Genomic DNA, 21,598 nt, shown 5'->3' on the forward strand with positions numbered 1-21,598 from the left:
GTCCTCAACAAGTACGTCGGCGTGACGGAGCGCCACTTCCGTCCTCCGGAGACACGACGCGGCGGCCCTACGGGCCGCCAAAAACGCTCCGGGGCTCCGCCCCGGCCGAGGGGCTCCGCCCCTCGAAATGTCACCTTCGGTGACAATGGGGCCTCCGGCCCCCATGGTCGCCCTCCGGGCGACCAGAGGCTGGCTACAAGGATGCCGGGCTTCGTTTCGAACGTGCCGGCCTCTGGGGCAGCTGTAGTTGGGGTTCCCTGTCCGCAGCGTCACCACATGTCGCCCGATGGTCGCTGGGTACGGGCCGGCGTCGATGATGTCCTCATGATGGCGGTGTGTATCCGGTGAAGCTCTGCGTTCCGCTTCCAGCCAACCATTTATGACGGTGCGTCATATTGATTCACCATTCAGTAGAGTGGTCTAGACCATAGGAGAACCAGACACCTGCGGAGCATTCCGTTTATTTCCACCAGCTGCGCTCTCAGGCGCCGATTCCGATCGCGCTGACGTACGCGTAGGCCAAGAAGTCGGAGTCCAGTTCGGAGATGATGTCGTCCCAGATTTCGTCGAGAGTGTCGAAGTCGTTGGCGGCCCAGGCTCTGACGGTATCGCCCCAGATGTAGCGGGCCTGGATGGAGCGGTCCGAGAGAGGGCGCCGGAATTGCTCGGGAACGGTGCTCTGGTCGACCGGGAAGATTTCGATCCGGCGGCCGTGTCCGTTGTTGTCGAGAATTCTCTTCAACGCGCCCGAGCGGACGATGTTCTGACGGCGTCTGTTCCAGTAAGCGGCGTCGACGGCTTTCAGTTTGGCGGCGGAGGGGGTGGTCCCCCGCTCCCAGGAGCGCAGCAGGCGGCGGCTGACGCCTTGGGCAGCGAGTTCGGCGCGGCCGGCGGGGTTGTCGAGGTAGCGGAGGCGGGCTTTGAGGCCGCGTGTGGTGGTGACAGGTGAGGTGATGCCTCCGGCGCGGGCGATGCGGTCGATCTCGGCGTGGAGGGCTCCGGCTCCGCGCTTTCCGCGGGCGTTGTGCTTCTGCCATTCTCCCCACCGGTCGGCTGCTTCGCTCATGCTTCGTCCTTTCCGAGGGTGTATGTGTACTTCGGCTTGACCTGTGAGAGTTCGCGGCCGTATGCAAAAACTGAATACCAATCACCGGCGATGTGGAGTTCGTCGGTTCCGGACATTTCGACGACCGTGAGCCCGGCGGTGTGTGCCTTATACGCCTTCATCCATAGGTTAGCAAATGCCTGGGAGCGGATGATGTGCATCCAGTCAGGTCGGCGGATATCGCGGTTCGCGGTGGATTCTCCGATGGTGGAGACGAATTTGGAGTACATGGCTTTGACGTAATGGAGTGTCAGGTCGTCACCGGTGTTGATCGCGGTCCTTCGGGTGTCCGTGAGGGCTCGGCGCATTTTCTCCAGCAGTCCTTCGCTGGCTCCGGAGGTCCATGACTCATGGATCACGGGCATCTCGCACAGGCCCTGCCGGGCGCACCGCAGGAGGAGCCGGAGGGTGGGTTCGGTGATCCAGAGAGGGCCGGGTTCCTGGCGGGCGCCGAGGGGCGAGGGTAGATCCGTGTGGGTCCATGGGGGTGGGGTGACGTGGTGGACTCCGGCGCGCTTGGGGTCGTGGGTGCCGGTGTCGGTGTGTGTCAGCCGGCCGATGGGGAGCCAGGTTTTGAGGGCTGCGAGGTAGGCGCCGTTGATGTCGAGGCTGGTGACGTCGAGGTGGATGTGTCCGGCGCGGGCTGCTTGGTGCAGTTCGGCGGAGCGCCATTTGGGGCGGCCTTCCCAGATCTGGTCGGCGCCTTTCTGGGAGCGCTTCTGGAGGATCTCCTGGGTCGGGGGGAATTCGGTGTGCTCGTATCGGCCGCCGACGCGGGAGGCGGCGAACAGGGCCATGACGTCGGGGATGGCTTGTTTGGTGAGGGCGGCGCGGGTGGCTTCGATGTCGCCGTCCGTGGCGGCGAGGTGTTTGTCGACGGTGGTGCGGATGAGGTCGGTCAGCGGGCCGGCTGGTGGCGGGTGGTGGGGCACGTTCTGGTGGGTGTGGGTGTCCTTGGCCGGTTCCGGGTGGGTCGGTGTGGGGGCGGTGGGGTCCGTTGTGGTGGGTGGTGGGGCTTGTGGGGTGTCGGTCAGGGGGATTCCGGTCTGGGGTTCGGTGCGGTCTGCGGGGAGTCTGGCGGCGGCGTGGGTGGGTCCGGCCAGGAGGTCGAGGACCGGGATGCCCCAGTGGTTGGAGAGGGCGTCGGCGTCGTCCAGGGTCCATGCTGTTCTGCCGGCCTGTTTCCGGCTGATCTGGAGCTGGCTGAGGCCGGTGCCGGCTCCGACGTCGGCTTGGCGTTCGCGGGTGAGCTGCATGATCGCGGCCACCGTGAGTCTGAGGGTGTCCTCGGTGCTCATCGTCATGGGTGAAGCCTACTCACGGCGTAGTCATTTTTTGCATACGGCACTCGTTTTATGCATGTTTCGCTGATTCTCTGATACCGGGGGCATGCGCGCGCTGCGGGAAGTGGCCAGCGGTCACCCCTGGTTGTCGCCTCGGCGTTGCCGGGCGCGTTCGAACTCGGCGGCGTCCGGTATCCAGGGGCTGTGGTGGTCGAGTGCGGCGCAGCCGCCGCGGATGAAGGTGCTGACCAGGTTCCGGTACCCGCTGATTCCGTCGACCAGGCTGTACTCGACCCGGTACTGGGGGTCCGACCCGGCTTCGCCTTGGTGGAGTGTCGTGATCCGGGCGATGGAGTCCGCGTAGAAGTGGAGCTGGATGCCTTCGCCCATTGTCTCGTCCTCGATGGTGAAGACTTCGTTGTCCGGGGCAGAGCGGTCGGCGACGAATTCCCAGAATTCCGCGGTGGCGGTGCGGGGGTGGGTCTGGAGCCACTTCTTCTCGGCGCCCTGGTCGTCGGTGAAGGACAGGGCTGTCTTCCTGGCGTTTCCGCCGGGGCCGGTGTGGTGGCCGGCAGTGGATTCGTCGTCGTCGATGGGTGTGTTCCTGGAGCGGTCCGCGGCTTCCGAGCACATCAGGAAGCTCACGGTGCGTACCGTGTCGTCGGCGAGCCCGGGGTGTGCGCGGCGCAGGGCTGTGTCGGTCGTCGTCGCCATCCGGTCCCAGTCGCGTTTGTCCGTGGCGCGCTTTCCGCGTCGCGGGTCGAGGCCGATCCGCATTCCGGCGCATGCGTGTTCCGCGGTGGTGATGACGCGCTCGACGTCGGGCAGCAGTGCGGGGTCGACGGCGTCGGGTGTCCGCTGGGGGATTGTCGCGCCGTGCAGGTACTGGCCGGTGTATTTGAGGATGGCGGTGTCGAGTGGGCGGAGTGCTGTTCCGCGTTCGGCTCGTCGGCGGTTCGCGTGGTACTGCTGGGCTCGTTTCGGGTTGGGTGTTTCTGTCGCCTGGCGCATCGCCGCGCAGAGCCGGCCGCGCTCCAGCAGGTCGGTGTCGGCCCCGTGGGCGATGAGCTGTCCTCTGTCCCATGGGATGTGCTGGAAGTGCGCGTCGACGTCCGCGGGCGCGGAGAGGAGGATCGGGTCCAGGAGTGCGGTGGCGGCGTTCTCGTCGAGGGTGCCCCGGGTTCCGGCGGCGTCGCACAGGGGAAGGACCGCGCTCCACAGGAGCAGGTGTCTGGCGAGGTTGTCGCGGATCACCGCGAGGTGGGCTTCTCCGATCGGGAAGGTGAATGTGCGAGGGGAGTGGTTGGCGTCGGCTCCGGCGCCGAGGGTGAGTCTGAGTTCTCCGTCCTCGCGGATGACGTTCGGTATCCATCCGCTCTGGCGTGTGAAAACGGTGTCTGGTGTGGGGTTGGTCTTTCGCATCGGACGAGAGTAGCGAGTTCCGTATGCGCCGCTCGGGTGTGCGGCCGTGCCGAGGGTGTGCGGTCGTGTGCCGGGGGCCCGGCTGTCCGTCTCGGCCCTGGTCGGCGGTGATGTGCCGGTCGTCGTCCAGTCCGTGTCTCCTCATGTCGTGGTGGGCTTCGTGTGTGTTCGGGTGGGTGTTCCACCGGGCCGGGGCATCCGCGATCATGAGGCATGCTTTCGGATGACTGGCACCTCACTGACGATGTCGACGGTTTCCTCGACCGGGCCGGGGACTTTCTGCGCTCGCGTCCGGCTCTGCACAACACGCCGCTGACGGACATCGAGAAACTGCGCATGCGCAGGCCGGACGCGCAGGGTCCGGTCACTGCCGTGCTCGGCCGGCTGGAGACCGGAGGCGAGGTGCGTGCCGTCTTCTATCTGACGTCACGCGGCCGTCTGGGTCTCACTTCTCTCTCCGCCGGACAGGCGGATGTCCTCGCCGCGTGCCTCGCGGGCGTCGGCCACTCCCCCGCCCTTGTCATCGCGGATCTTGACACCGCCGCGGCTTTCGCCGATTCCTGGCAGCGGCACACCGGGGCGGTGGCGGTTCCGTTCTGGCGGACGCATCTGTACCGTCTGGGCACGCTCATTGCGCCGCGGCCCCGTCCGGAGGGCCGGGGGCGTCCGGCGGGTGGGGCGGATCGTGGGCAGGTGGTGCGCTGGTGCCGTGAGTTCTGTGTGGATGTGGGGGAGCAGTCGTCGATCGATCTGATCGATGCCGGGTCCTGGGAGCATTCGCGTTTCGGGGACCGGCGTTTCACCTTGTGGGAGGCTCCGGACGGTGTGCCGGTGTCGATGGCGGCGGCGACTTCGGTCGTCGGCGGGATGGTCAGGATTGATCCTGTCTATACCCCGGCCGGTTTCCGGGGGCGCGGCTTCGCCGGGGCTGTGACGGCGGAGGCGAGCAGGGCCGCGCTGGGGGCGGGGGCGACGGATGTGGTCCTGTTCACCGATCCGGGCAATGCCACGAGCAACGCGCTGTATCAGCGTCTGGGGTTTGTGCGTGTCGGTGAGTTCGCCGGGTACAGGTTTTCCCGGGGTGCGGTGGATGCGGGGTAGGGGTGTGCGCGGTGTGCCGTGTGGCGGGTGTGTCCGCGTGGGGGCGCCGTGTCGGTCTGGGTGGGGGTGAGCCGGTGTTGCGCCGGTGGTTGGTCCGGGGGTTTCCGGGAGGGGCGCCGTGTGCGGGGCCCCTCCCCTGCCGTGCGGTGGTGGGTCAGAGGGTCGATTTGTACAGGAGCCGGTTCGGGGTGCCGGTGGTGTTGCCGCGGATCGCGTTGGCGGTGCTGTTGTTGATGATCCAGTTGTTGACGGTGGGGCTGGGGGCGTCTCCGTGGGTGGCCTTGTAGAGCGCTGCCACGCCCGCGACGTGGGGTGCGGCCATTGATGTGCCGTTCATGGTGGTGGTACCGCCGCCGGAGCGGGTCGAGAGGATGTTCACGCCGGGGCCGTAGAGGTCGACGCACTGTCCGTAGTTGCTGAAGCCCGCTTTGTTGTCGCCGGAGTCGGAGGCGGCGATGGACAGGGCGCCGGCCGCGCTCGCGGGGGAGTAGCCGCAGGCGTCGCGGTTGTTGTTGCCCGCGGCGACGGTGGTGTGGACGCCGGAGCCGGCGAGGGCGGTGGCGGCGTTGTTGAGGGCGGCCGAGTAGCCGCCGCCGAGGGAGGCGTTGGCGACGGCGGGTTTGACGGCGTTCTGCCGGACCCAGTCGAATCCGGCGATGATGGCGGAGAAGGAGCCTGAGCCCTGGCAGTCGAGGACGCGTACGCCGCGCAGCTGGACGCCCTTGGCGACGCCGTGGGTTGTGCCGCCCACGGTGCCGGCGACGTGGGTGCCGTGTCCGTTGCAGTCCGCGCCGTTGCCGCCGAAGGCGTCGAAGACGTTGCGGGCCCGGCCGCCGAAGTCGGGGTGGCTGGTGTAGATGCCCGAGTCGATGATGTAGGCGGTGACGCCGGAGCCGTTGCGGGTGTAGGTGTAGGTGGTGCTGCGTCCGCTGCGCTGGTCTATTCGGTCCAGGCCCCAGGGGGCGTTGTTCTGGGTGGCGGTGGGGAGGGCTTTCTGGTCTTCCTCGATGGAGGCGACCCGGGGGTCGGCGCGCAGGTGTGTGAGGCGGGTGGGGGTGAGGTCGGCGGCGAAGCCGTTGAGGACCGCGTCGTACACGTAGTCGGTTCGCAGGGATTTCGACTTGGCGAAGGCGGCTGGGTCGGTTCCCTTGGTGAGGGTGACGATGTACTGGCCCTTGATCTCGGCGGTGGTGGGGGCTTCGGTGACGGTGATGAGCGGGGCGGGTTCGGGGGCGGGGGCGGCGGAGCCGGTGGAGGGGAGGAGGGCGAGCGGGACGGCGAGGCCGAGTGCGCCGATGGTGAGGCGGGTTGTGCGCATGAGGGGGGCTGTCACCTTTCGTGGTCCGGCCGTGCGGTGCCGGAGGGGACGGTGTGGGGGTGCGCGTTCGCGGGCGCGGGGGCTCGGGGAACGGCGCGGGTGCACGGGGTGCGCGGTGACGAGGAGTACCGGGCGGGGTTCGTGTCCGTCCTTGGCGGGAGGACGGCCGGTGTGCCCCGGGTTCCGGATGGCCGTGGGCGGGGTCGCCGCTCGTGTGGTCTCCGTGTCGACCGGATGTGGCGACAACATAGCCAGGTGGGGCGGGAGTTGACCACGGCCGAAAGGGGCGTGACCGATTGTGGCCACGGGGGCGGGTGGGTCGGTGGGAACCATGGTCAATCCGGTCGGCCGGGCCTATGGTCGGGGCATGCCTGCCGAGGAACCGTACGGGGACGACGCCGGTCCCGGGCGGGTCGAGGCCGCGGCGGGGGCGGCGTACCGGCGGCTGGGCGGTGTCGGGGAGGCTCTGGACGGGTTGTCGGGGGAGGTGCGGGAGTGGCTCGGCGCGCGGCGGCTGGTCGATGGTGAGCGGCGGCATGTCAACTCTCCCGAGCGTGCGCTGCACGAGTTGGTGGCCGATCAGCGGCGCGGGCTCGGCGAGTTGTCCCGGGGGCTGGCGGCGCTTCATGACGTTCTGCGGCTGATGCCGGGGCTGGTGCCCACTGGGCGGGAGGTGGTGGAGGCCGAGTTCTTCGCCGAGCGGGCGCGGCTGGAGGAGCGGATGGATGATCTGGACACGCTGTGCCGGGCTGAGATCCTTGGTATGCGTGGTTCTTTTCCGGATGCCGGGGCGCTGGAGAGGAGTCTGGGTGAGGATCTTGCCATGCTGGCGCGGGGTGTGGAGATCCGGTTGCTGGTGTCGACCCGGGCGGCGCGTCTTCCCGGGGCGGGGCGGTATCTCTCCCGGATGCGGGAGCGGGGGGCGCGGATTCGGCTGGCGCCGGCTGTGCCGCTGCATCTGAATGTGGTTGACCGGGCGGTGACTGTTCTGGCGCTCGGTCCTGCCGGGGGGCGGGTGGAGCCTGCTGAGGACGTCGTCCTGCACAGTCCGCGGCTCGCTCTGTGCTTTGCTCTGGTCTTCGAGCATCACTGGGGTACTGGTCTGTACTGGGGGGCGGACCGGGCTGAGGAGTGGACTCCGAGGGAGCGGGAGGTGCTCGCTCTGCTCGCGGCGGGTGCGAAGGACGAGGCGATCGCTCGGCGTCTTGGCTGTTCCGAACGGACTCTGCGGCGGCTTCTGTCCGGTCTGGTGGGTCGGCTCGGAGGGGGGAGCCGGTTTGCGGCGGGGGTGCGTGCGGCTCGGCTGGGGCTGTTGGACGGGCCCTGAGCCGGTGGGGGCGGTTCCGTTCGCGCGCTGGGTGTGCTGTTTGGCGGGGTCTTGTTCATGTGCGACCCGCCAGTCCCCGCCGAGTGTCCTGAAGTTGGTGACGGGCATGCCGGGGCCGCCGTCGGGCGGGCCCACGGTGTGGGCGCCGATGATGGGCATTCCGTGTCCCAGGTCGGCCGCTGTCTCCTGTGCGGGCGTGGCCTGGACCATGAGGTGGGGGACGGCCATGCTGATGGCGGCGACGAGCAGTCCCAGGCCCAGGGCCCAGGCCAGTGCGGGGGGGGGCGATCCGTTCGCGGAGCAGCAGGATCACGGTCATGAGGCCCATCAGGACCAGTACCAGGGAGGCCAGCAGTATGAATACGATCCTGGTGCCGGTGGTGGCGTGGTGAAGTTGAAGTGGCTGGTGGTTCCTTCCGCTGCGGCCCATGAGGCGCCCGTGCCCTCGACGGCTGTGCAGATGACCGCTGTCCAGGACATCAGTCGTACCAGGCGGCGGTGAGCGGCCGTCCGGCCGTCGTTGCCTTCTGCACCAGGGCCCATGGCCCGGACGTTGCCACCAGCGCTCCGCCGTCTCTCGCTGATCGGGTCCCTTGGGGCGCATGGTCCCGGCGGGAGGCGGGTGCGGGTGTGCGACTGGCGGGTGGGGTCACCCGGCCGGTGGGCGGGGTGACCCCAGCCGGCCCATCCGGGTGCGGGGGCAGTTGGTGTGGTGTGGTGTCCGGTCGTGAGTCGGCGGCTGGTGGTCGATGCCGGTGTTTCCGGGGAGGTTCGGTCCGGTGTGCCGGGGCGCCGGGAGCGGTGCGGGGTTCCCGGTGGCTTTTCTGTGGGGGTTCGTCCGTTCCGGGCTGGTCACCGTTGCTCCCGGTGGCCTGTGGTCGTTGGTCGGCCAGGGGGCGCGCAACGGTGCGGCGTCCCCGGTGACGGAAAGTGAGATGGTTCCATGACCAAGCGTGTGATGACTTTGCTGGGGGCTGTGGCCTGCGCGTTTCTGTTGTCGGCCGCGGTGCCGGCCGCCGCGGCGGAGGGCTTCCTCATCGTTGACCGTGATGTGCACGCGAATCCGTCCGGCTGTCTGCTGGTCGGCGATGCCCCGGATTTCCTGGAGATCACCAACCAGACCACCCGAACCGTGGTCGCTCACCTCGGCAGTGACTGCACCGGCGCGGTGACGGCTGTCCTCGCGCCCGGTGCCACGGGAGTCTTCTGGGCGGCGAGCATCTCTGTCGAGGATGCCGTCTGAGCGGAGTGAGACCGTGCGCCCCGTCCGCCGGTGGGGCGGGGCGCGCGCCGGGCCCGGCTGCGGGGCGCCGGCGCGGTGGGCGGTTCAGGGTGCGGCCAGCAGGGTGTGGATGAGGCGGTCGACCCGGGGGTGGGAGGGTCCGGAGGTGAGTGAGCCGGTCATCAGGAGGTGGTGGAGGGTGCCGACGAGGGCGAGTGCGACGGTCTCGGGGTCCAGGGAGGGCGGGACGCGGCCCCGGGTTCGTTCGGCGCCGAGGTAGGTCTCGACGGAGCCCTGGACCGACCCGAAGCCCGGGGCACCGGACTGCCAGGCGTCGCGGACGTGGCGGGCGGCGCCGGGGCGGGTGAGGGAGAGGCCGACGACGCCGGGGTCGAGGGAGAGGACGGCGGCGGCCACGGCGCCGAGGTTCTCCGCGACGGTGCCGGTGCCGGCGCGGGCCGGGAGGCCGGCGGCGACGGCGGCGCTGCGGGAGAAGCGGTCGAGGACGAGTTCGGCGACGAATTCGTCCAGGCCGGCGAAGCGGGCGTGGAGCACGCCCTTGGCGCAGCCGGCCTCGGTGGTGACGGCCCGGCTGGTGAGGGCGGCGGCGCCGTCCCGGGCGACGATCCGCTCGGCCGCGTCGAAGAGGTGTTCTCGCAGGCCGGGAATGGCGACTCCGCGCGGTGACATCGGTCCTCCGGAGGGGTGGGGATTGCATGTACGGGCAAGCGCCCATACTGTTTGGGCACTTGCCCATTCTAGGGTTCTTCCCGCCGCTCCGGAGGTCTGCCGTGCCCGAAACCCCGAACTCCCCCGTCCGGATCGCCAACACGGCCCAGGAGGAGGCCTGGAACGGCTACGAGGGCGACCACTGGGCCGCCCGGCAGGACCGCTGGTCGGCGGTGAACAGCGGTTTCGACCGGCCGCTGCTGGACGCCGCCGCCATCGCGGACGGCGAGCGCGTCCTCGACATCGGCTGCGGCGGCGGGGGCACCACCCGGCTGGCCGCGCGGGCGGCGGGCCGGGGGCACGCGCTGGGGCTGGACCTCTCCGGCCCGGTGCTGGAGCGCGCCCGCTCCCTGGCCGCCGGGGAGGGGACCGGGAACATCTCCTTCGTCCGGGGCGACGCCCAGGTGCACCCCTTCGAGCCCGGCTCCTTCGATGTCGCGATCAGCCGCTTCGGGGTGATGTTCTTCGAGGACCCCGTCGCCGCTTTCACCAATATCGCGGGGGCGCTGCGGCCCGGCGGGCGGATCGCGCTGCTGTGCGCCGCCGAGCCGGAGGGGAACGAGTGGCTGACCGCCCTCGGATCACTCGGTGATCTGCTGCCGCTCCGGGGGTTCGGCGCTCCCGGCGGGCCGGGGATGTTCTCGCTGGCCGACGCGGGGACGGCGACCTCGCTGCTCGCCGGGGCCGGGTTCCGGGACGTACGGGCCGGGCATGTCCGCGCACAGGGGACCTGGGGCCGGGACGCGCGGGACGCGGCCCGCTTCCTGCTGGACTCGGGACCCGGCCGCCATCTCCTCTCCCAGGCCAGCCCCGGCACACGGGACGCGGCCCTGGAACGGCTGACCGCGCGGCTGCGTCCGCACGAGAGCGCGGACGGGCTCCGGCTGGCCGGCACCGGGTGGATGCTCACCGCGACCACGGCGGGGTGAGCCCCGGCGGCGGGCGGGTGAGCTTCCGGCGGCGGGCGGCGGAGACCGTACGCGGCGCTCTCCCCCGGGCCGTCCGCGCGCGGACGGGCGGAGCGGCGGGCCCGGCCGGGGTGTTCACGGACCCGGCGGCGGTGGGCCGCCGCCGGCCCGCCGAGACCAAGGACGCGCATGAGCAGCGTCGGCTTCCCGGACCCGCTCGGAGGGGCGGCGGCAGCCCGGGGCGGCGCCGGGTGCCGGCCGGGGTTGTCGGTGGCGGCTTCTACGATGCGGCCATGAGCATGATCGGACAGTACGCCCGCCTCAGCCCCGCCGAGCTGGACCGGGCGGTCAGGCATCCGGACTGGGCGTGGGAATTCGTCGAGGAGCATCTGGGAGCGGCGGCGGGTGACGGCGCGTCCGGCGCCGGGGGCCGTCTGCACAGCACCGGGAAGATGTGGCACGCGCTGGAGTATCTGCTGAGGCTGCGGGGGGTCGGGGTGGATGTGGTGCACGGCGAGGAGGAGGTTCCCGGCGCGGAGGACTGGGGGTACGGACCGCCGCGGATGATCGGCCCGGAGCGGGTGATCGCCGCCGCCGGGGCGATGGCGGGGATCACCCCGGAGGGGCTCGTCGAGGGGGTGGCCCCGGCGGAGCTGGCGGATGCGGGGGTCTACCCGTACGCGGGCGGCGGGCCCGGCGGGCGGCTGGACGACGCGGCGTCCGCGTACCGGGATCTCGCCGTCTTCGTGGGGGCGGCGGCGCGGCTGCGGCACGGTCTGCTGGTCTGGATCGCCTGACCGGCCCGCGGCGGAGGGGCGCCGGGGGCTCAGGTCCGTCTGCCGCCCCGGTCGTCGCAGGGCAGTCCGTCCGTGCCGTACGCCGCCCGGAACGCGCGGGTGGCCTGTTCCCCGGTGTCCGCGATGGCGGTGGGGGGCACCCGGATCAGGCCGGTGAAGGGGCGTTCCACGTCGCGGATCATCAGCAGCGCTCCGGTCAGCAGGGCGGTGATCACCAGCAGTGCCACGAGCTGGGGGCGGTTGCCGGTGCGCGGCAGGCACAGGCCGAGCGCGACGATGGTGACCGCGAGGCTCACCAGCATGAACCAGTAGATGCCCCCGGGGATGGTCGGGCTGGATTCGGCCAGCCGGGTCTGGCGGGCCTGGGCGCGTCTGTCGTCCGCGACGACCAGCATCTCGAACGGCGGGGCACCGCCCAGTTCCCTGAGCGCGACCCGGAAGTCGGTGCTCCAGACGGTGACCTCCGGGGAGGCCCGGCCGCCGGCCGGGGCGGGCCACTCCACCGCGCGGACGGCGCGGGTGTAGCAGACCACGGCGGCCTGGAGGCGCTCGCGCCGGGCGGCGGGCACGAAGTCGGCCACCTCGTACATGTGGTCCACCGCCCCGGCCTCGGCGAGGGCCGCCTCCTCGGCGTTGCCGTGGGAGCCGGCCGCCATCGCGAGGACGAAGGCGAGCACCAGGACCGTCATCGTCTGCATCGGTCCGGTGAGGTCGCTGACGCTCAGTCCCTCGGTGTCGTCGCCGACCGCCCTGCGGTGCAGCAGACGGTTGGCGGCGACCCCTCCCACCAGGGCGAGGGCGGCCACGACGACGGTGATGAGCACAGCCCCGAACCTGGCAGACAGCCGGCCGCGCGGGCTCGGTGGAGCGCGGGCGTCCGCCGGCGGTTCACCGGTCCGGCTCAGCGCGGGCGGGGTGGCGCCGGCGGCCGGTGCATGGCGGTGACGGTCAGGGGCCCGGTGGTGGTGCGGCGCAGGGTGCCGAAGCCGAAGTGCCGGTAGAGGGTTGCGTTGCCGGGGTCCGCGGTGGTGAGGAAGATCCCCGCGGTGGCCGGTGTGTCCGCGATGACGCGGTCCAGCAGCAGGCGGCCGGCTCCGCGGCCGGTGGCGGCGGGGACGACGCCGATGAATTCCAGGGTCCAGGCCCCGCCGGGTGCGCGGTTCCCGGGTCAGGGGACGGGCGCACCGGGCGGGCCGGGGGGCCGGGGGAAGCCGAAGCGCACACCGGTCAGCCGCTCCGACAGCTCCCACAGGCGGCGGCCGGTCGCGGGGTCGGCCGCCGCGGGGGACAGCGCCACGGGCACCGGAGCGCCGCGGAGTTCGGCCGGGCCGTCCGGGCCGATCTGCGGCTGCTGGCGCTCAAAGGGTTCGACGCGGTCACCGTCGACGAGATCGCGGCCACCGCCGGGGTGTCCCGGCGGACGTTCTTCCGCTACTTCGCGTCCAAGGAGGACGTGGTCGTGCGGTTCCTGACGGGCATGGGCGCCGGCATGTGCGCGGAGCTGGCGGCCCGGCCCGCCGGCGAACGCCCGTCCGCGGCGGTGCTGCACGCCGTCCGGGTTCCCGTCGACGCCTGCGCGGACCACTCGGACAGGGCCCTGCCGGTGGTGCGGCTGATCCTCGGCACCCCCGCCCTGCACGCCCGCTTCCTGGAGCGCCAGGCCCAGTGGCGCGAGGACCTGGCGGCGGAGCTGGTCCGCCGCCCGGGGGCCGTCCCGCGGAGCGATCTCTATCCCCGGCTGGCCGCGGGCATGGCGCTGACCGCCTTCGAGGCCGTGCTGGAGCGGTGGAGCGGCAGCGGCGGCGAGGACCCCGCCGGGCTCCTCACCCGGGCCTTCGCCGTCATCGCCCCGGCGCTGGACGCGGACGCGCCCCCGGCCGGCGGCGGGGCCGGCACCGCGTAGGCCCGACGGCGGGGAGATCCCGGCCCGGGAGCCCCCGGGCCGGCGCAGACGGGGCGTACGGTCCGCGGGGACCGGGGCGCCGCTCCCCGCCCCCGCCCCCGGCGCCCGGCACCGGCGGGGCGGGGCGGGGCGGGCGGAAAATGCGGTGCTTCCCGGCCGGTCCCGCGGCTATCGTCCCGCCCATGGCTCTGACGATCACCACCCTCGCCGAGCGGCCCGGCCTCCAGGGGCCGATGTGGGAGATGCCCGACACCTGGCCCGCGTTCATGGCCGAGGACCCGGTGGGCTGGGCGTGCTACGCCCATGTGCCCGCGGAATTCCCCGAACATGTGCTCATCGCCACCGACGACGGCGGCGAGGTGGTCGCGCACGCCTTCAGCGCCCCCTTCCGCCTGGACGCGCCGGGACGGGGGGAGCTGCCGGGCATGGGCTGGGACCGGGTCCTGCTGTGGGCCTTCGCCGACCTGCGCGCCGGCGAGCGGCCGGACACGGTCAGCGCGCTGGACATCACGGTGCGGACGGGCCGTCAGGGCGAGGGGATCTCCGGCCTGATGGTCCAGGCCCTGCGGGAGAACGTCCGCCGGCTGGGGATACCGGCCCTCGTCGCCCCGGTCAGACCCACCGCCAAGCATCTGGAGACCGGGGGCTCCATCGAGGAGTACGCCGCGCGGACCCGCCCGGACGGCCTGCCCCACGACCCCTGGCTGAGGGTCCACGCCCGCCTCGGCGCCACGGTGGAAGGGGTCGCCCCCGCGTCGATGACGATACCGGGCACCCTGGAGCAGTGGCGCGCGTGGACCGGGCTGCCCTTCGACACCCCGGGGCCCGTGGAGGTCCCCGGCGCGCTGGTGCCGGTGCACTGCGAACCCGGGCGGGGGTACGCGGTGTACGTCGAGCCCAACGTCTGGGTCCGGCACACCGTCTGACACCCCGGCGCGCGGCGCGGCGCGGGGACGGGCCGCGCCGGGCGCGGTGGCGGGCGGGCGGTCCGCGCCTGCCGGAACCCGGCCCCGGCCCGCCCGGCGAGGGCCGGGGCCGGGTTCCGCGCACGCGGAGCCGCGGGTGCGGCCGGCGCGTGTCCGTCTCACCGGGCCGGCGGCCGGGAGGTACGGGGCGGTTGCCCGGCCCTGGAGCACGGCGGCCGGTGCGGCGGCCGGGGCCGTCAGGTGTCCGCGCGTCCGCGCCGGGCGGCGCGGGCGGGGCACGCCGCCGGTGCGGCGCGGGACGCCGGTGCCCGGCGCGGTGTTCCGTGCGGGGCGGCCCGGACGCGTCCCCGGGCACGGAGCGGGCCGGCGGCGGATGGACGGCGTGCCGGTCCTCTCCCTAAGGTCGTCGCTCGTGCCCGACATATCGCTGACCACGCTGGTTCTCCTCGCTCTGGCCGCCGCGGCGGCCGGGTGGATCGACGCGGTGGTGGGAGGCGGCGGACTGCTGCTGCTCCCGGCTCTGCTGCTCGGGCTGCCCCAGGCCCCGGCCGCGTACATCCTCGGCACCAACAAGGCGGCCGCCGTCGTCGGGACGGCCGGGGCGGCCGTCACCTATGTGCGCGGTACGCCGGTGAGGGTGGGGACGGCGGTGCGGATCGGTCTCGCCGCGCTCGCCGGCTCGGTGGGCGGTGCCTCTCTCGCGGCGGGGATCAGCAGTGAGGTGCTCCGGCCCGTGATCATGGCGGTGCTGCTGGGAGTGGCCGCCTTCGTCCTGCTGCGCCCCCGCTTCGGCACGGCCGCCGGCGCGCGGGAGGAACGGCCGCCCGGCCGGGCCCGTACGGTCACGGCGATCGTTCTGGTCGGCGGCGGCATCGGCTTCTACGACGGCCTGTTCGGTCCCGGGACCGGGACGTTCCTGGTGCTGGCGCTGACCGCCGTGCTCCGGCTGGGCCTGGTCACCGCCTCGGCGACCGCGAAGATCGTCAACGTCTGCACCAACGCCGGCGCGCTCGCCGTGTTCGCGTCCCAGGGCACGGTGTTCTGGCAGCTCGCGGCGGTCCTGGCGGTGTTCAACCTGGCCGGGGGCATGGCCGGGGCGCGGATGGCGCTGCGCAGGGGCGGCGGGTTCGTCCGGGTGGTGCTGCTGGTGGTGGTCTTCTCGCTGGTCGCGAAGCTGGCGTTCGACCAGTGGGCGTGAACGGGGCCGCTCCCGGCACCGGGTCGCGGCCCGGGGGCGGGCGCTCCGGCGGGCGGGGGCCGGGCGGCGGCGGCCGCTCCGTTCGCCGGGGCGGGTGCCGCGTCGCCGGGTTCTTCAGCGGTGAGGGCGGGGCCTGCGTCCCCCCTGCGCGCGGGAGCGGGCCGGAAGCGGATGCCCCGGGAGGTCCCCTCTCCCCGGCTCCGCCGGACGGCGGCCCGGCGGGGCGGCGGCCTCCGGAGCCCCGGACGCGGCGGGGCGGCGACGGCCCGGGGCGGGGATCAGGGAGGGGCCGGAGACGGCGAGGACGGCGGCTCGGGCGGCGCCCGGCGCGGCGGTCGCGCCGGGGGTGCGCCCGTTGCCGGACACGGGGTTTCGTCCGGGCGGCGGGCGGGTGGCCGGAGGGTGCGGTGCCCTCCGGCCACCCGCACGTCCCAGGGCCGCGGAGGCGGACGCCCGAGCGGCGCGGGGCCGGCACCCGGGAGGCGCGGCCGGCCGGGGCTCCGGCCGTGCCGAGAACGCGGGAGGTCCCGGTCTCCGTGAGGAGACCGGGACCCCGGTGGAGCGCTGGGCAGGCCTTGCACCCGCATCCCCCCACGGGAAGTGGGGTGTCTTTCCTTGGACCACCAACGCATGCCCCCCGCCCGGGACTTCCCGGCCGCGGCGACAAGATCCACTATAGCGCAGAGATCCGTCCGCCCCTCCCCCGCGGGCGGCCGGCCCGGCGGTCCCGGGAGGGCGGGGCGGGTCGTGTACCTTCGCTCCACAGTTCGATCAGTGGACAGCGGAGCGCTGCCCGCGGTTCTGCGGAGGGACGAGGGTGGACTCGGCACGACAGAGATCCCGGGGGGGCGCCGGCCCGGTGCTCCTGGCAGCGGCCCTGCTCGGCGCGGGCGCGCTCGTCGCGGGGGTGACGCTGGTCGGCGGTCCGGCGGACGGGGACGGCTGCCGGGGCGCCGGGAAGCGGGTGGAGCAGGTCGCGGCCCTGGAGGTGCTGCGCTCGCCGCCGCCCGGTGCCCGCCCGGCGGAGGGTTTCGAGGAGCCGGACAGCGGCTGCCTCGACGACAGCGGGGAGGAGGTCATCGGGTCCGTCCTGACCTACGATTCACCGCTCCCCGAGGCGGCGGTGCTGAGCCACTACCGCGCGGTGGCCGGGGATGACGGCTGGTCGGAGGAGGAGCCGTCGTACGGGGAGGCGGAGTCCCCCGGCGACCCGGACGCCGTCAGGGCCTGTTTCGGCAAGGACATCCCCGGCGGGCCGGTCCGGCTGAGTGTGCGCTTCGAGTCGGCGGAGCGGTTCATGCTGAGCGCGGAGTCGGGGCTGGACGGGGCGCGGCTCGGCTGCTGACCCGTACGGCGCGGGCCCTCGCCGGCGCTGCGGGCGCGGATCGCCCGCGGGCCCCCGCGGGGACACCGGGCGGCCCGGGACGCGCCGGGGGGGGCCGCCCGGTCACCCGGCCGGGCGGGGAGCGGGACGGCGGCGGGCGGTGTGCCGGCCCGGGGGGCCGGGAGGCCGGGCGCGTGTACGGCGCCCTCGCGGTGGCGGGGCCGGGGCGCGGCGCCGCGGGAGCCGGAGCGGGGCGGGGCGCCGCCCCGCGGCCGGGGAGCGGGAACGCCCGGCCCGGTGCCGCGTGTTCGGGCCCCGGGCGGACCGGGGGCTCCGGGGCCTGTGCCGGGTGACGGGTTCCCGGTGCCGGCCGGCCGGATACGGTCCGGGCCTCTTCCGGTGCCGGTGCCGGTGCCGTCATGGCCGCCGGCGGGCGGGGCGGGCGGGCAGGAGGGCCGGGCGCGGGGGCCGGGCCAGGAGCCGGCCGACGTGGTGGCGTTGGAGTCCCTGCCGGCCGTCGACGGGCAGCAGCAGCCGGTCGCGCCGCAGGAGGGAGTCGCGGACGAGCCGGGAGGGCATGACGTCGTCGAGCCAGGCGAAGGGGCGGCGGCCGGCGTGGCGCAGCAGCGGGGCCCACTTGGCGGCGTAGAAGAGTTCCGTCACGGGGACGCGGGGGTCCCCGGGCCGGGGGCGGTAGCCGGTGAGGCGGACGACCGGCAGGGCGGGGAGGCCGAGCGGCGGCGCGATGTGGGTGTTGGCGTCCTCCTCCCAGGTGGTGGCCCAGTGGAGCGCGTAGACCTGTGCCGGTTCGCGCAGCCAGTCGCGGTGGCGGGGGGAGAGCAGCACCCGGAATCCGGGCAGGGTGTGGGTGTCGAAGTCCGGCCGGGGGTGGGGGCCGGCCGGGTTGAGGACTCCGTCGACGTCGAGGTAGAGCAGTGGTTTCGGCACGGGGGCTCCCGGTGGGCGGATGATCCGCTGGTCGTCGAACGGGCGACGGCGGCGGCCGGTTCCCTCCGGGGTCGGCGGGTGTCCGGGTGCCGGGGGTGCGGGTGCCGGGGGTGCGGGCGGGGGCGCCGGGGGTTCCGGGACGCCGCGCTCGCGGCGCACGCGGCGCACGCGGCCGCCCCGCCGGACTCGCCGCGCGCACGCCTCGGGGCCCGGGGCCGGCTGCGGTGACGAGTTCGTCCTCGGTCTCGGTCTCGGTCTCGTCCCCGGCGCGCCGCGTCCGGACGGGGCGGCGGCGGGACCCGGCCGGGCGGGGGCTCAGGCGGTGGCGGTCCGCGGGGCGGGGGCGCCGGTCACGGAGCCGCCGGCGAGGACGGGGGCGACATCGCTGATCCGCTTGTGGGTGTGCGCGGCGGTGTCCGGGGTGGTCATCCGGGCGAGCTGCGCGGCGGCGCCGATCAGCAGGAGCCCTCCGGCGGTCAGGACGGCGAGGGCGGTGACGAGGCGGCGGTACGAGGGCATGGCGCACTCCCTGGGGCTGGGGGGGCGGGGGCCGTCCGTGTCGGCGGCGTGCCCCGGATCGTAGGCGCCGTGCCGCCCGGGCCGCCACCCGTCCGGGGAAGCGGAACGCGCCCTTTCGGCTCCGCCGCCCCCGTGGCATCGCCCGTCTCCCCCGGCCCCGCCGCCCGCATGTCATCCGGCTCCCGACCCGGGTCCGCCGGGGCCGGGTGAGGCCGCTCCGGCCGCCGGCTCCCCCGCCGCCCCGGACATCTGATGATTCGTCAGCCAGGGCTGTGGCGGCGGTACTTGGCGACCGGTGTCGCCTATCCGTCAGCTGTCAGGCAGTGCGTATGCTGGCGCCATGCCGAACAAGCCCACCGCGTCAGCCGAGCGTGCGGACCCCCGGGTGCGGCGCACCCGGGCCCTGCTGCGTTCCGCGGCGCTGGAACTGGCCGGGGAGCGCGATCCGGAGACCCTGACCATCGCCGATATCGCCGAGCGGGCCACCGTGAACCGCGCGACCGTCTACCAGCACTACCGCGACCGCGACGCCCTGCTCCTGGACGCCATGGAGGAGGAGACCGGGCGGCTCGCGCACGCCGCCGCCCGGTGCCCGCTGACCCGGCCGGCCGGGCGCACCCCCGGGGAGCTCGTGGACCTGTTCCGCCATGTCGAGGCGAACACCACGCTCTACCAGCGGATGCTGGGCCCCGGCGGCTCGGCCCGCTTCATCAACCGGCTCCGCGCGCTGCTGGCCCACGAGGTGGCCGCGCAGCTGAACGGGCCGGACGCCGCCGGTCCGGCGGCCGGCCCGTCCCCGGAACTGCGGGCGCACTGTCTGGCCGGGGCCTTCGTCGGGGTGTTCACCCACTGGGTGTCCATGAGCGGCCGGCCGCCGGCCGCCCAGGCGGCCGGCGAGGTGTGGGGGCTGCTGCGCGGGGCGTCCCCCGCGTAGGCACCCGCCGCCCGGCCGGGTCCGGGAGCGGCCGTGCCCCGTCCGGACCGGGGGGCGTCCCACGGGTCAGGAGGCCGCCAGGAGATACAGGATGAACAGGCCGAGGGCGGCGAGCAGGGTGCCCATGGCCACCATCACCACGGTGTTGAAGGAGTGGGTGAAGGTCTTCGGCCGGGCTGCCAGGCCGGGGTCGTGCGGGTCGTAGGTGACCTCGACGGGCTCCCTCGGCGGGTCCGCCCACACCGACACCACGGATCTGACCCCCTCGTGGTCCGTCCCGTCGGCCGCGGTGAAGGCCAGCAGGGGGTGGCGCTGGATGCTGCCGCGCGCGCCGGCCGAGAGGGAGCCGACGACCCGGCCGGTGACCGTGACACCCCGGCGGCGCAGGGTCCGCATCGGCCGGATGCGGCGGGTGACGGCGGCGGCGACCATGAACCCGCCCAGCGGAGTCAGCCAGGACACGAACGCCAGCGCTCCCGGGCCGCCGACCGCCACCAGGAGGACCAGCCAGGCCGACAGCGCCCCGGCGGCGATCCGGTGCCGGCGGAACTCGGGGGTCAGGAAGCGGTGGCGGGGCGCGGACCGGGTCTCCCTGACGACCAGGCCGTGGCCGTCCTCGGCGGGCGTGACCGCGGCCAGGGCGGTGTGCAGGCGGTCGCGGAACGCCTTGGCGGCGGTCACGTTGGGGGCGGGCAGGACCAGGGCCGCGGCAATGCCGTGGCGCGCGCCGGACCCGTCCCCGCTCAGTTCGACCCGTACCGTGCTGCCGTCCCCCAGCTCCGCCGAGCCGATCGCCTCCACCGGGATGGTCCAGACGGTACGGTCGCGCTCCACGCGCAGCCGCCGGCCGTCGAAGCGGGCGCGGGAGGCGCGGGAGGCGATCACCGTGTCGGGTGATGTGTTGCTGGACATGTCCGGAGCATAGGCGCAGACCGCGGCGGTCCCGCCGGCCGGGCCGCCCCGGAATTCCGGAGAGCCGGGGGCCGGGGACATCGGGGGGCGGGGACTCGGGGGCCGGGGGGGTGGTCCTGGCGCCGGCCGGGGCGGGCGGGAGACGGGGCCGGGCGCGGGGCGGCATCGGCACGGGCGGGGGGAATGTTGCCGCGCGGGGTCCGCGGGAGGGCCGGCTTCCGGCCGGGCGCGCGGCGAGAGGGCCCCGGTCTCCGTGAGGAGACCGGGGCCCCGGTCGAGCGCTGGGCAGGCCTCGCACCCGCATCCCCCCACGGGAAGTGGGGTGTCTTTCCTTGGACCACCAACGCATGCCCGCCGTGCGGGACTTCCCGGCCGCGGCGACAAGATCCACTATAGCGCGGCGGCACCGCCCCCGGCACACCCGGCGGACCGGCCCCGCGGTGGTCCGGAGGGCGCGCAGCCCTCCGGACCGTTTGCGCGTCTCCCGCTCCGCCGAGCGGGTGGCGGGTCAGCTGCGCAGCACCCGGCCGTGCTTGTCGGTGCGGTCGTTGCTGGTGAGGAAGAGGATGCCGTCGATCAGCGCCCAGACGCCCAGACCGCCGCAGGTGAGGAGCTGGGCGATCGCCATGCCGGTGGAGCCGACGTAGAAGCGTCCGATGCCGAGGCCACCGAGGAGTATCTGGAGGACACCGGCGACGATCTTCGACTTGTCGGAGTAGGGGCGGCCCTGGGGGTCGAAGCCGTACGGGGCATCCGGGGTGGGGACGGTCATGGGGTATCTCCTGGGTGAGCGGAAGAACAACCGGAACAGAGAATTCCGGGGTGAGTCAGGAGGGAACCACGGCCGAAGATCGCACGCTGAACGCCCCCCTGTGTCATGGCAGCGTAAAAAAGCCGCGGCCCCAGCGGGAGGGGGAACAGGTGATCGTGCCCGTTCCGTGATCAATCACGGCAATGTGCGCGCTTCGCGCAGCCGTCGCACCAGCGAACACCGGGCCCGTGGCGGGGTCACACCGCGTTGCGGAGCACGGCCCAGGCCACGGCCGCCGACACCACCAGGACCTGGGTCCGCCGGCTCAGCCGGGGCCGCCAGCGGCGTCCGCGCAGGCCCTCGGCGGCCCACCGGGCCAGCAGTGCGAGTGCGAACGGCGCGGTGAGGAGCAGCAGCCGGTTGTCGGCCCAGGCGGCCGCGATATCACCGTGCATCAGGTCGTACACCATGCGGGTGCCGCCGCAGGCGGGGCAGAGCACTCCGGTGAGCAGGCGGAACGGGCAGCGGGGCAGCAGCTGTCCGCCCTCGTGCGGATCGGTGCCGTACAGATACGCGGCGCCCGCCGTCCCGGCGGCCAGCACGGCCAGGGGTCCGGCGGCCGGGTGGAGTGCGGCCGCGCGGGGGCCCGGGCCGGCGCGTCCGGGGCGGCGCTCCGGGGACGGGGAGGACTGCGCGGTCACGGTTCCTGCTTCCGGTGGGCGGAGGGGCGGGTGGGGCGCCTCTGGCCGTCATCCTGCAGGACGGGGCGGGTGCGGGGGAACTCCCCCGGGCCGGGCCCGGTGCGGCGGTGGCGTGTGCCGTGCGCGCGCGGCGAGAGGGCCCCGGTCTCCGTGAGGAGACCGGGGCCCCGGTGGAGCGCTGGGCAGGCCTCGCACCCGCATCCCCCCACGGGAAGTGGGGTGTCTTTCCTTGGACCACCAACGCATGCCCCCCGCCCCGGCCGTCCCGGC

The 21,598-nt window shown here is 73.8% G+C and carries 22 protein-coding genes; 10 read left to right on the plus strand and 12 right to left on the minus strand.

All coding sequences use genetic code 11. The annotated features are described in order from the left end of the window. Nucleotides 1-481: 481 nt before the first annotated feature. From ACWCRA_RS34550 to ACWCRA_RS34560, 3 genes are all read right to left on the minus strand, one after another. Nucleotides 482-1,066 carry a hypothetical protein gene (locus ACWCRA_RS34550; RefSeq protein ID WP_351559627.1) on the minus strand — a complete coding sequence of 195 codons (585 nt, stop codon included), beginning with the start codon at nt 1,064-1,066 and terminating at the stop codon, nt 482-484. Further along, the gene (locus tag ACWCRA_RS34555; RefSeq protein ID WP_351559625.1) at nt 1,063-2,409 is read right to left on the minus strand and encodes an acyltransferase; all 1,347 of its coding nucleotides are present in this window, start codon (nt 2,407-2,409) and stop codon (nt 1,063-1,065) included. Before ACWCRA_RS34555 ends, ACWCRA_RS34550 begins: the two co-directional genes overlap by 4 nt. A gap of 114 nt (nt 2,410-2,523) precedes the next feature. Then, a complete protein-coding gene (locus ACWCRA_RS34560; RefSeq protein WP_451069399.1) occupies nt 2,524-3,810 on the minus strand; it encodes a DUF6357 family protein in 1,287 nt (428 codons plus the stop codon). Between the two features lie 213 nt (nt 3,811-4,023). On the opposite strand from ACWCRA_RS34560, the gene ACWCRA_RS34565 reads away from it, so the two are divergent. Continuing rightward, on the plus strand, nt 4,024-4,911 hold the full coding sequence (locus tag ACWCRA_RS34565; RefSeq protein ID WP_351559621.1) for a GNAT family N-acetyltransferase: 888 nt from the start codon (nt 4,024-4,026) through the stop codon (nt 4,909-4,911). 154 nt (nt 4,912-5,065) lie between these two features. Here ACWCRA_RS34565 and ACWCRA_RS34570 read toward each other — a convergent pair whose 3' ends face one another. After that, nucleotides 5,066-6,229 (minus strand): S8 family peptidase, encoded by a 1,164-nt coding sequence (locus tag ACWCRA_RS34570; protein WP_451069400.1) that lies wholly within the window; start codon nt 6,227-6,229, stop codon nt 5,066-5,068. A gap of 367 nt (nt 6,230-6,596) precedes the next feature. Between ACWCRA_RS34570 and ACWCRA_RS34575 the strand changes: the two genes are divergently transcribed. Further along, nucleotides 6,597-7,556: a response regulator transcription factor gene (locus tag ACWCRA_RS34575; RefSeq protein WP_451069401.1), complete on the plus strand. Its 960-nt coding sequence runs from the start codon at nt 6,597-6,599 to the stop codon at nt 7,554-7,556. A 943-nt stretch (nt 7,557-8,499) separates the two neighbouring features. Then, nucleotides 8,500-8,799: a hypothetical protein gene (locus ACWCRA_RS34580; RefSeq protein WP_451069402.1), complete on the plus strand. Its 300-nt coding sequence runs from the start codon at nt 8,500-8,502 to the stop codon at nt 8,797-8,799. Nucleotides 8,800-8,883: 84 nt separating this feature from the next. Here the strand turns inward: ACWCRA_RS34580 and ACWCRA_RS34585 are convergent, their stop codons facing one another. Next, nucleotides 8,884-9,468 (minus strand): TetR/AcrR family transcriptional regulator, encoded by a 585-nt coding sequence (locus ACWCRA_RS34585; RefSeq protein ID WP_451069403.1) that lies wholly within the window; start codon nt 9,466-9,468, stop codon nt 8,884-8,886. Nucleotides 9,469-9,569: 101 nt separating this feature from the next. On the opposite strand from ACWCRA_RS34585, the gene ACWCRA_RS34590 reads away from it, so the two are divergent. Together ACWCRA_RS34590 and ACWCRA_RS34595 are read left to right on the plus strand one after the other, a co-directional pair. Next, complete coding sequence (locus ACWCRA_RS34590) at nt 9,570-10,436, plus strand: class I SAM-dependent methyltransferase (RefSeq protein ID WP_451069404.1); 867 nt, start codon at nt 9,570-9,572, stop codon at nt 10,434-10,436. Between the two features lie 272 nt (nt 10,437-10,708). Beyond that, on the plus strand, nt 10,709-11,212 hold the full coding sequence (locus tag ACWCRA_RS34595; protein ID WP_351559406.1) for a DUF1877 family protein: 504 nt from the start codon (nt 10,709-10,711) through the stop codon (nt 11,210-11,212). A gap of 29 nt (nt 11,213-11,241) precedes the next feature. Here the strand turns inward: ACWCRA_RS34595 and ACWCRA_RS34600 are convergent, their stop codons facing one another. Together ACWCRA_RS34600 and ACWCRA_RS34605 are read right to left on the minus strand one after the other, a co-directional pair. Then, nucleotides 11,242-12,036, minus strand: coding sequence for a bestrophin-like domain (locus ACWCRA_RS34600; protein ID WP_351559404.1), 795 nt, complete (start codon nt 12,034-12,036; stop codon nt 11,242-11,244). 77 nt (nt 12,037-12,113) lie between these two features. After that, complete coding sequence (locus ACWCRA_RS34605; protein ID WP_451069410.1) at nt 12,114-12,347, minus strand: hypothetical protein; 234 nt, start codon at nt 12,345-12,347, stop codon at nt 12,114-12,116. 207 nt (nt 12,348-12,554) lie between these two features. On the opposite strand from ACWCRA_RS34605, the gene ACWCRA_RS34610 reads away from it, so the two are divergent. The 4 genes from ACWCRA_RS34610 (at nt 12,555) to ACWCRA_RS34625 (ending at nt 16,584) form a co-directional block, all read left to right on the plus strand. After that, a complete protein-coding gene (locus ACWCRA_RS34610) occupies nt 12,555-13,115 on the plus strand; it encodes an acyl-CoA-like ligand-binding transcription factor (protein ID WP_451069411.1) in 561 nt (186 codons plus the stop codon). Between the two features lie 182 nt (nt 13,116-13,297). Beyond that, nucleotides 13,298-14,041 (plus strand): N-acetyltransferase, encoded by a 744-nt coding sequence (locus ACWCRA_RS34615; protein WP_451069405.1) that lies wholly within the window; start codon nt 13,298-13,300, stop codon nt 14,039-14,041. 412 nt (nt 14,042-14,453) lie between these two features. Next, nucleotides 14,454-15,239, plus strand: a complete 786-nt coding sequence (locus tag ACWCRA_RS34620; RefSeq protein WP_451069406.1) for a sulfite exporter TauE/SafE family protein — start codon at nt 14,454-14,456, stop codon at nt 15,237-15,239. Between the two features lie 859 nt (nt 15,240-16,098). Beyond that, complete coding sequence (locus ACWCRA_RS34625; RefSeq protein ID WP_451069407.1) at nt 16,099-16,584, plus strand: hypothetical protein; 486 nt, start codon at nt 16,099-16,101, stop codon at nt 16,582-16,584. Between the two features lie 396 nt (nt 16,585-16,980). Here ACWCRA_RS34625 and ACWCRA_RS34630 read toward each other — a convergent pair whose 3' ends face one another. Together ACWCRA_RS34630 and ACWCRA_RS34635 are read right to left on the minus strand one after the other, a co-directional pair. Beyond that, nucleotides 16,981-17,511, minus strand: a complete 531-nt coding sequence (locus tag ACWCRA_RS34630; RefSeq protein ID WP_451069408.1) for an HAD domain-containing protein — start codon at nt 17,509-17,511, stop codon at nt 16,981-16,983. A 315-nt stretch (nt 17,512-17,826) separates the two neighbouring features. Beyond that, the gene (locus ACWCRA_RS34635) at nt 17,827-18,030 is read right to left on the minus strand and encodes a hypothetical protein (RefSeq protein WP_351559385.1); all 204 of its coding nucleotides are present in this window, start codon (nt 18,028-18,030) and stop codon (nt 17,827-17,829) included. Nucleotides 18,031-18,370: 340 nt separating this feature from the next. On the opposite strand from ACWCRA_RS34635, the gene ACWCRA_RS34640 reads away from it, so the two are divergent. Continuing rightward, nucleotides 18,371-18,964 (plus strand): TetR/AcrR family transcriptional regulator, encoded by a 594-nt coding sequence (locus ACWCRA_RS34640; RefSeq protein ID WP_351559383.1) that lies wholly within the window; start codon nt 18,371-18,373, stop codon nt 18,962-18,964. Between the two features lie 66 nt (nt 18,965-19,030). Here ACWCRA_RS34640 and ACWCRA_RS34645 read toward each other — a convergent pair whose 3' ends face one another. From ACWCRA_RS34645 to ACWCRA_RS34655, 3 genes are all read right to left on the minus strand, one after another. Beyond that, nucleotides 19,031-19,876: a DUF3592 domain-containing protein gene (locus tag ACWCRA_RS34645; RefSeq protein ID WP_451069409.1), complete on the minus strand. Its 846-nt coding sequence runs from the start codon at nt 19,874-19,876 to the stop codon at nt 19,031-19,033. A 508-nt stretch (nt 19,877-20,384) separates the two neighbouring features. Next, entirely contained in the window at nt 20,385-20,648 is a 264-nt protein-coding gene (locus ACWCRA_RS34650; RefSeq protein WP_351559972.1) for a TM2 domain-containing protein, read from the minus strand. A 236-nt stretch (nt 20,649-20,884) separates the two neighbouring features. Further along, nucleotides 20,885-21,235 (minus strand): DUF2752 domain-containing protein, encoded by a 351-nt coding sequence (locus tag ACWCRA_RS34655; RefSeq protein WP_351559974.1) that lies wholly within the window; start codon nt 21,233-21,235, stop codon nt 20,885-20,887. Nucleotides 21,236-21,598: the final 363 nt, after the last annotated feature.

This window comes from Streptomyces sp. NPDC001889 (assembly GCF_053594535.1).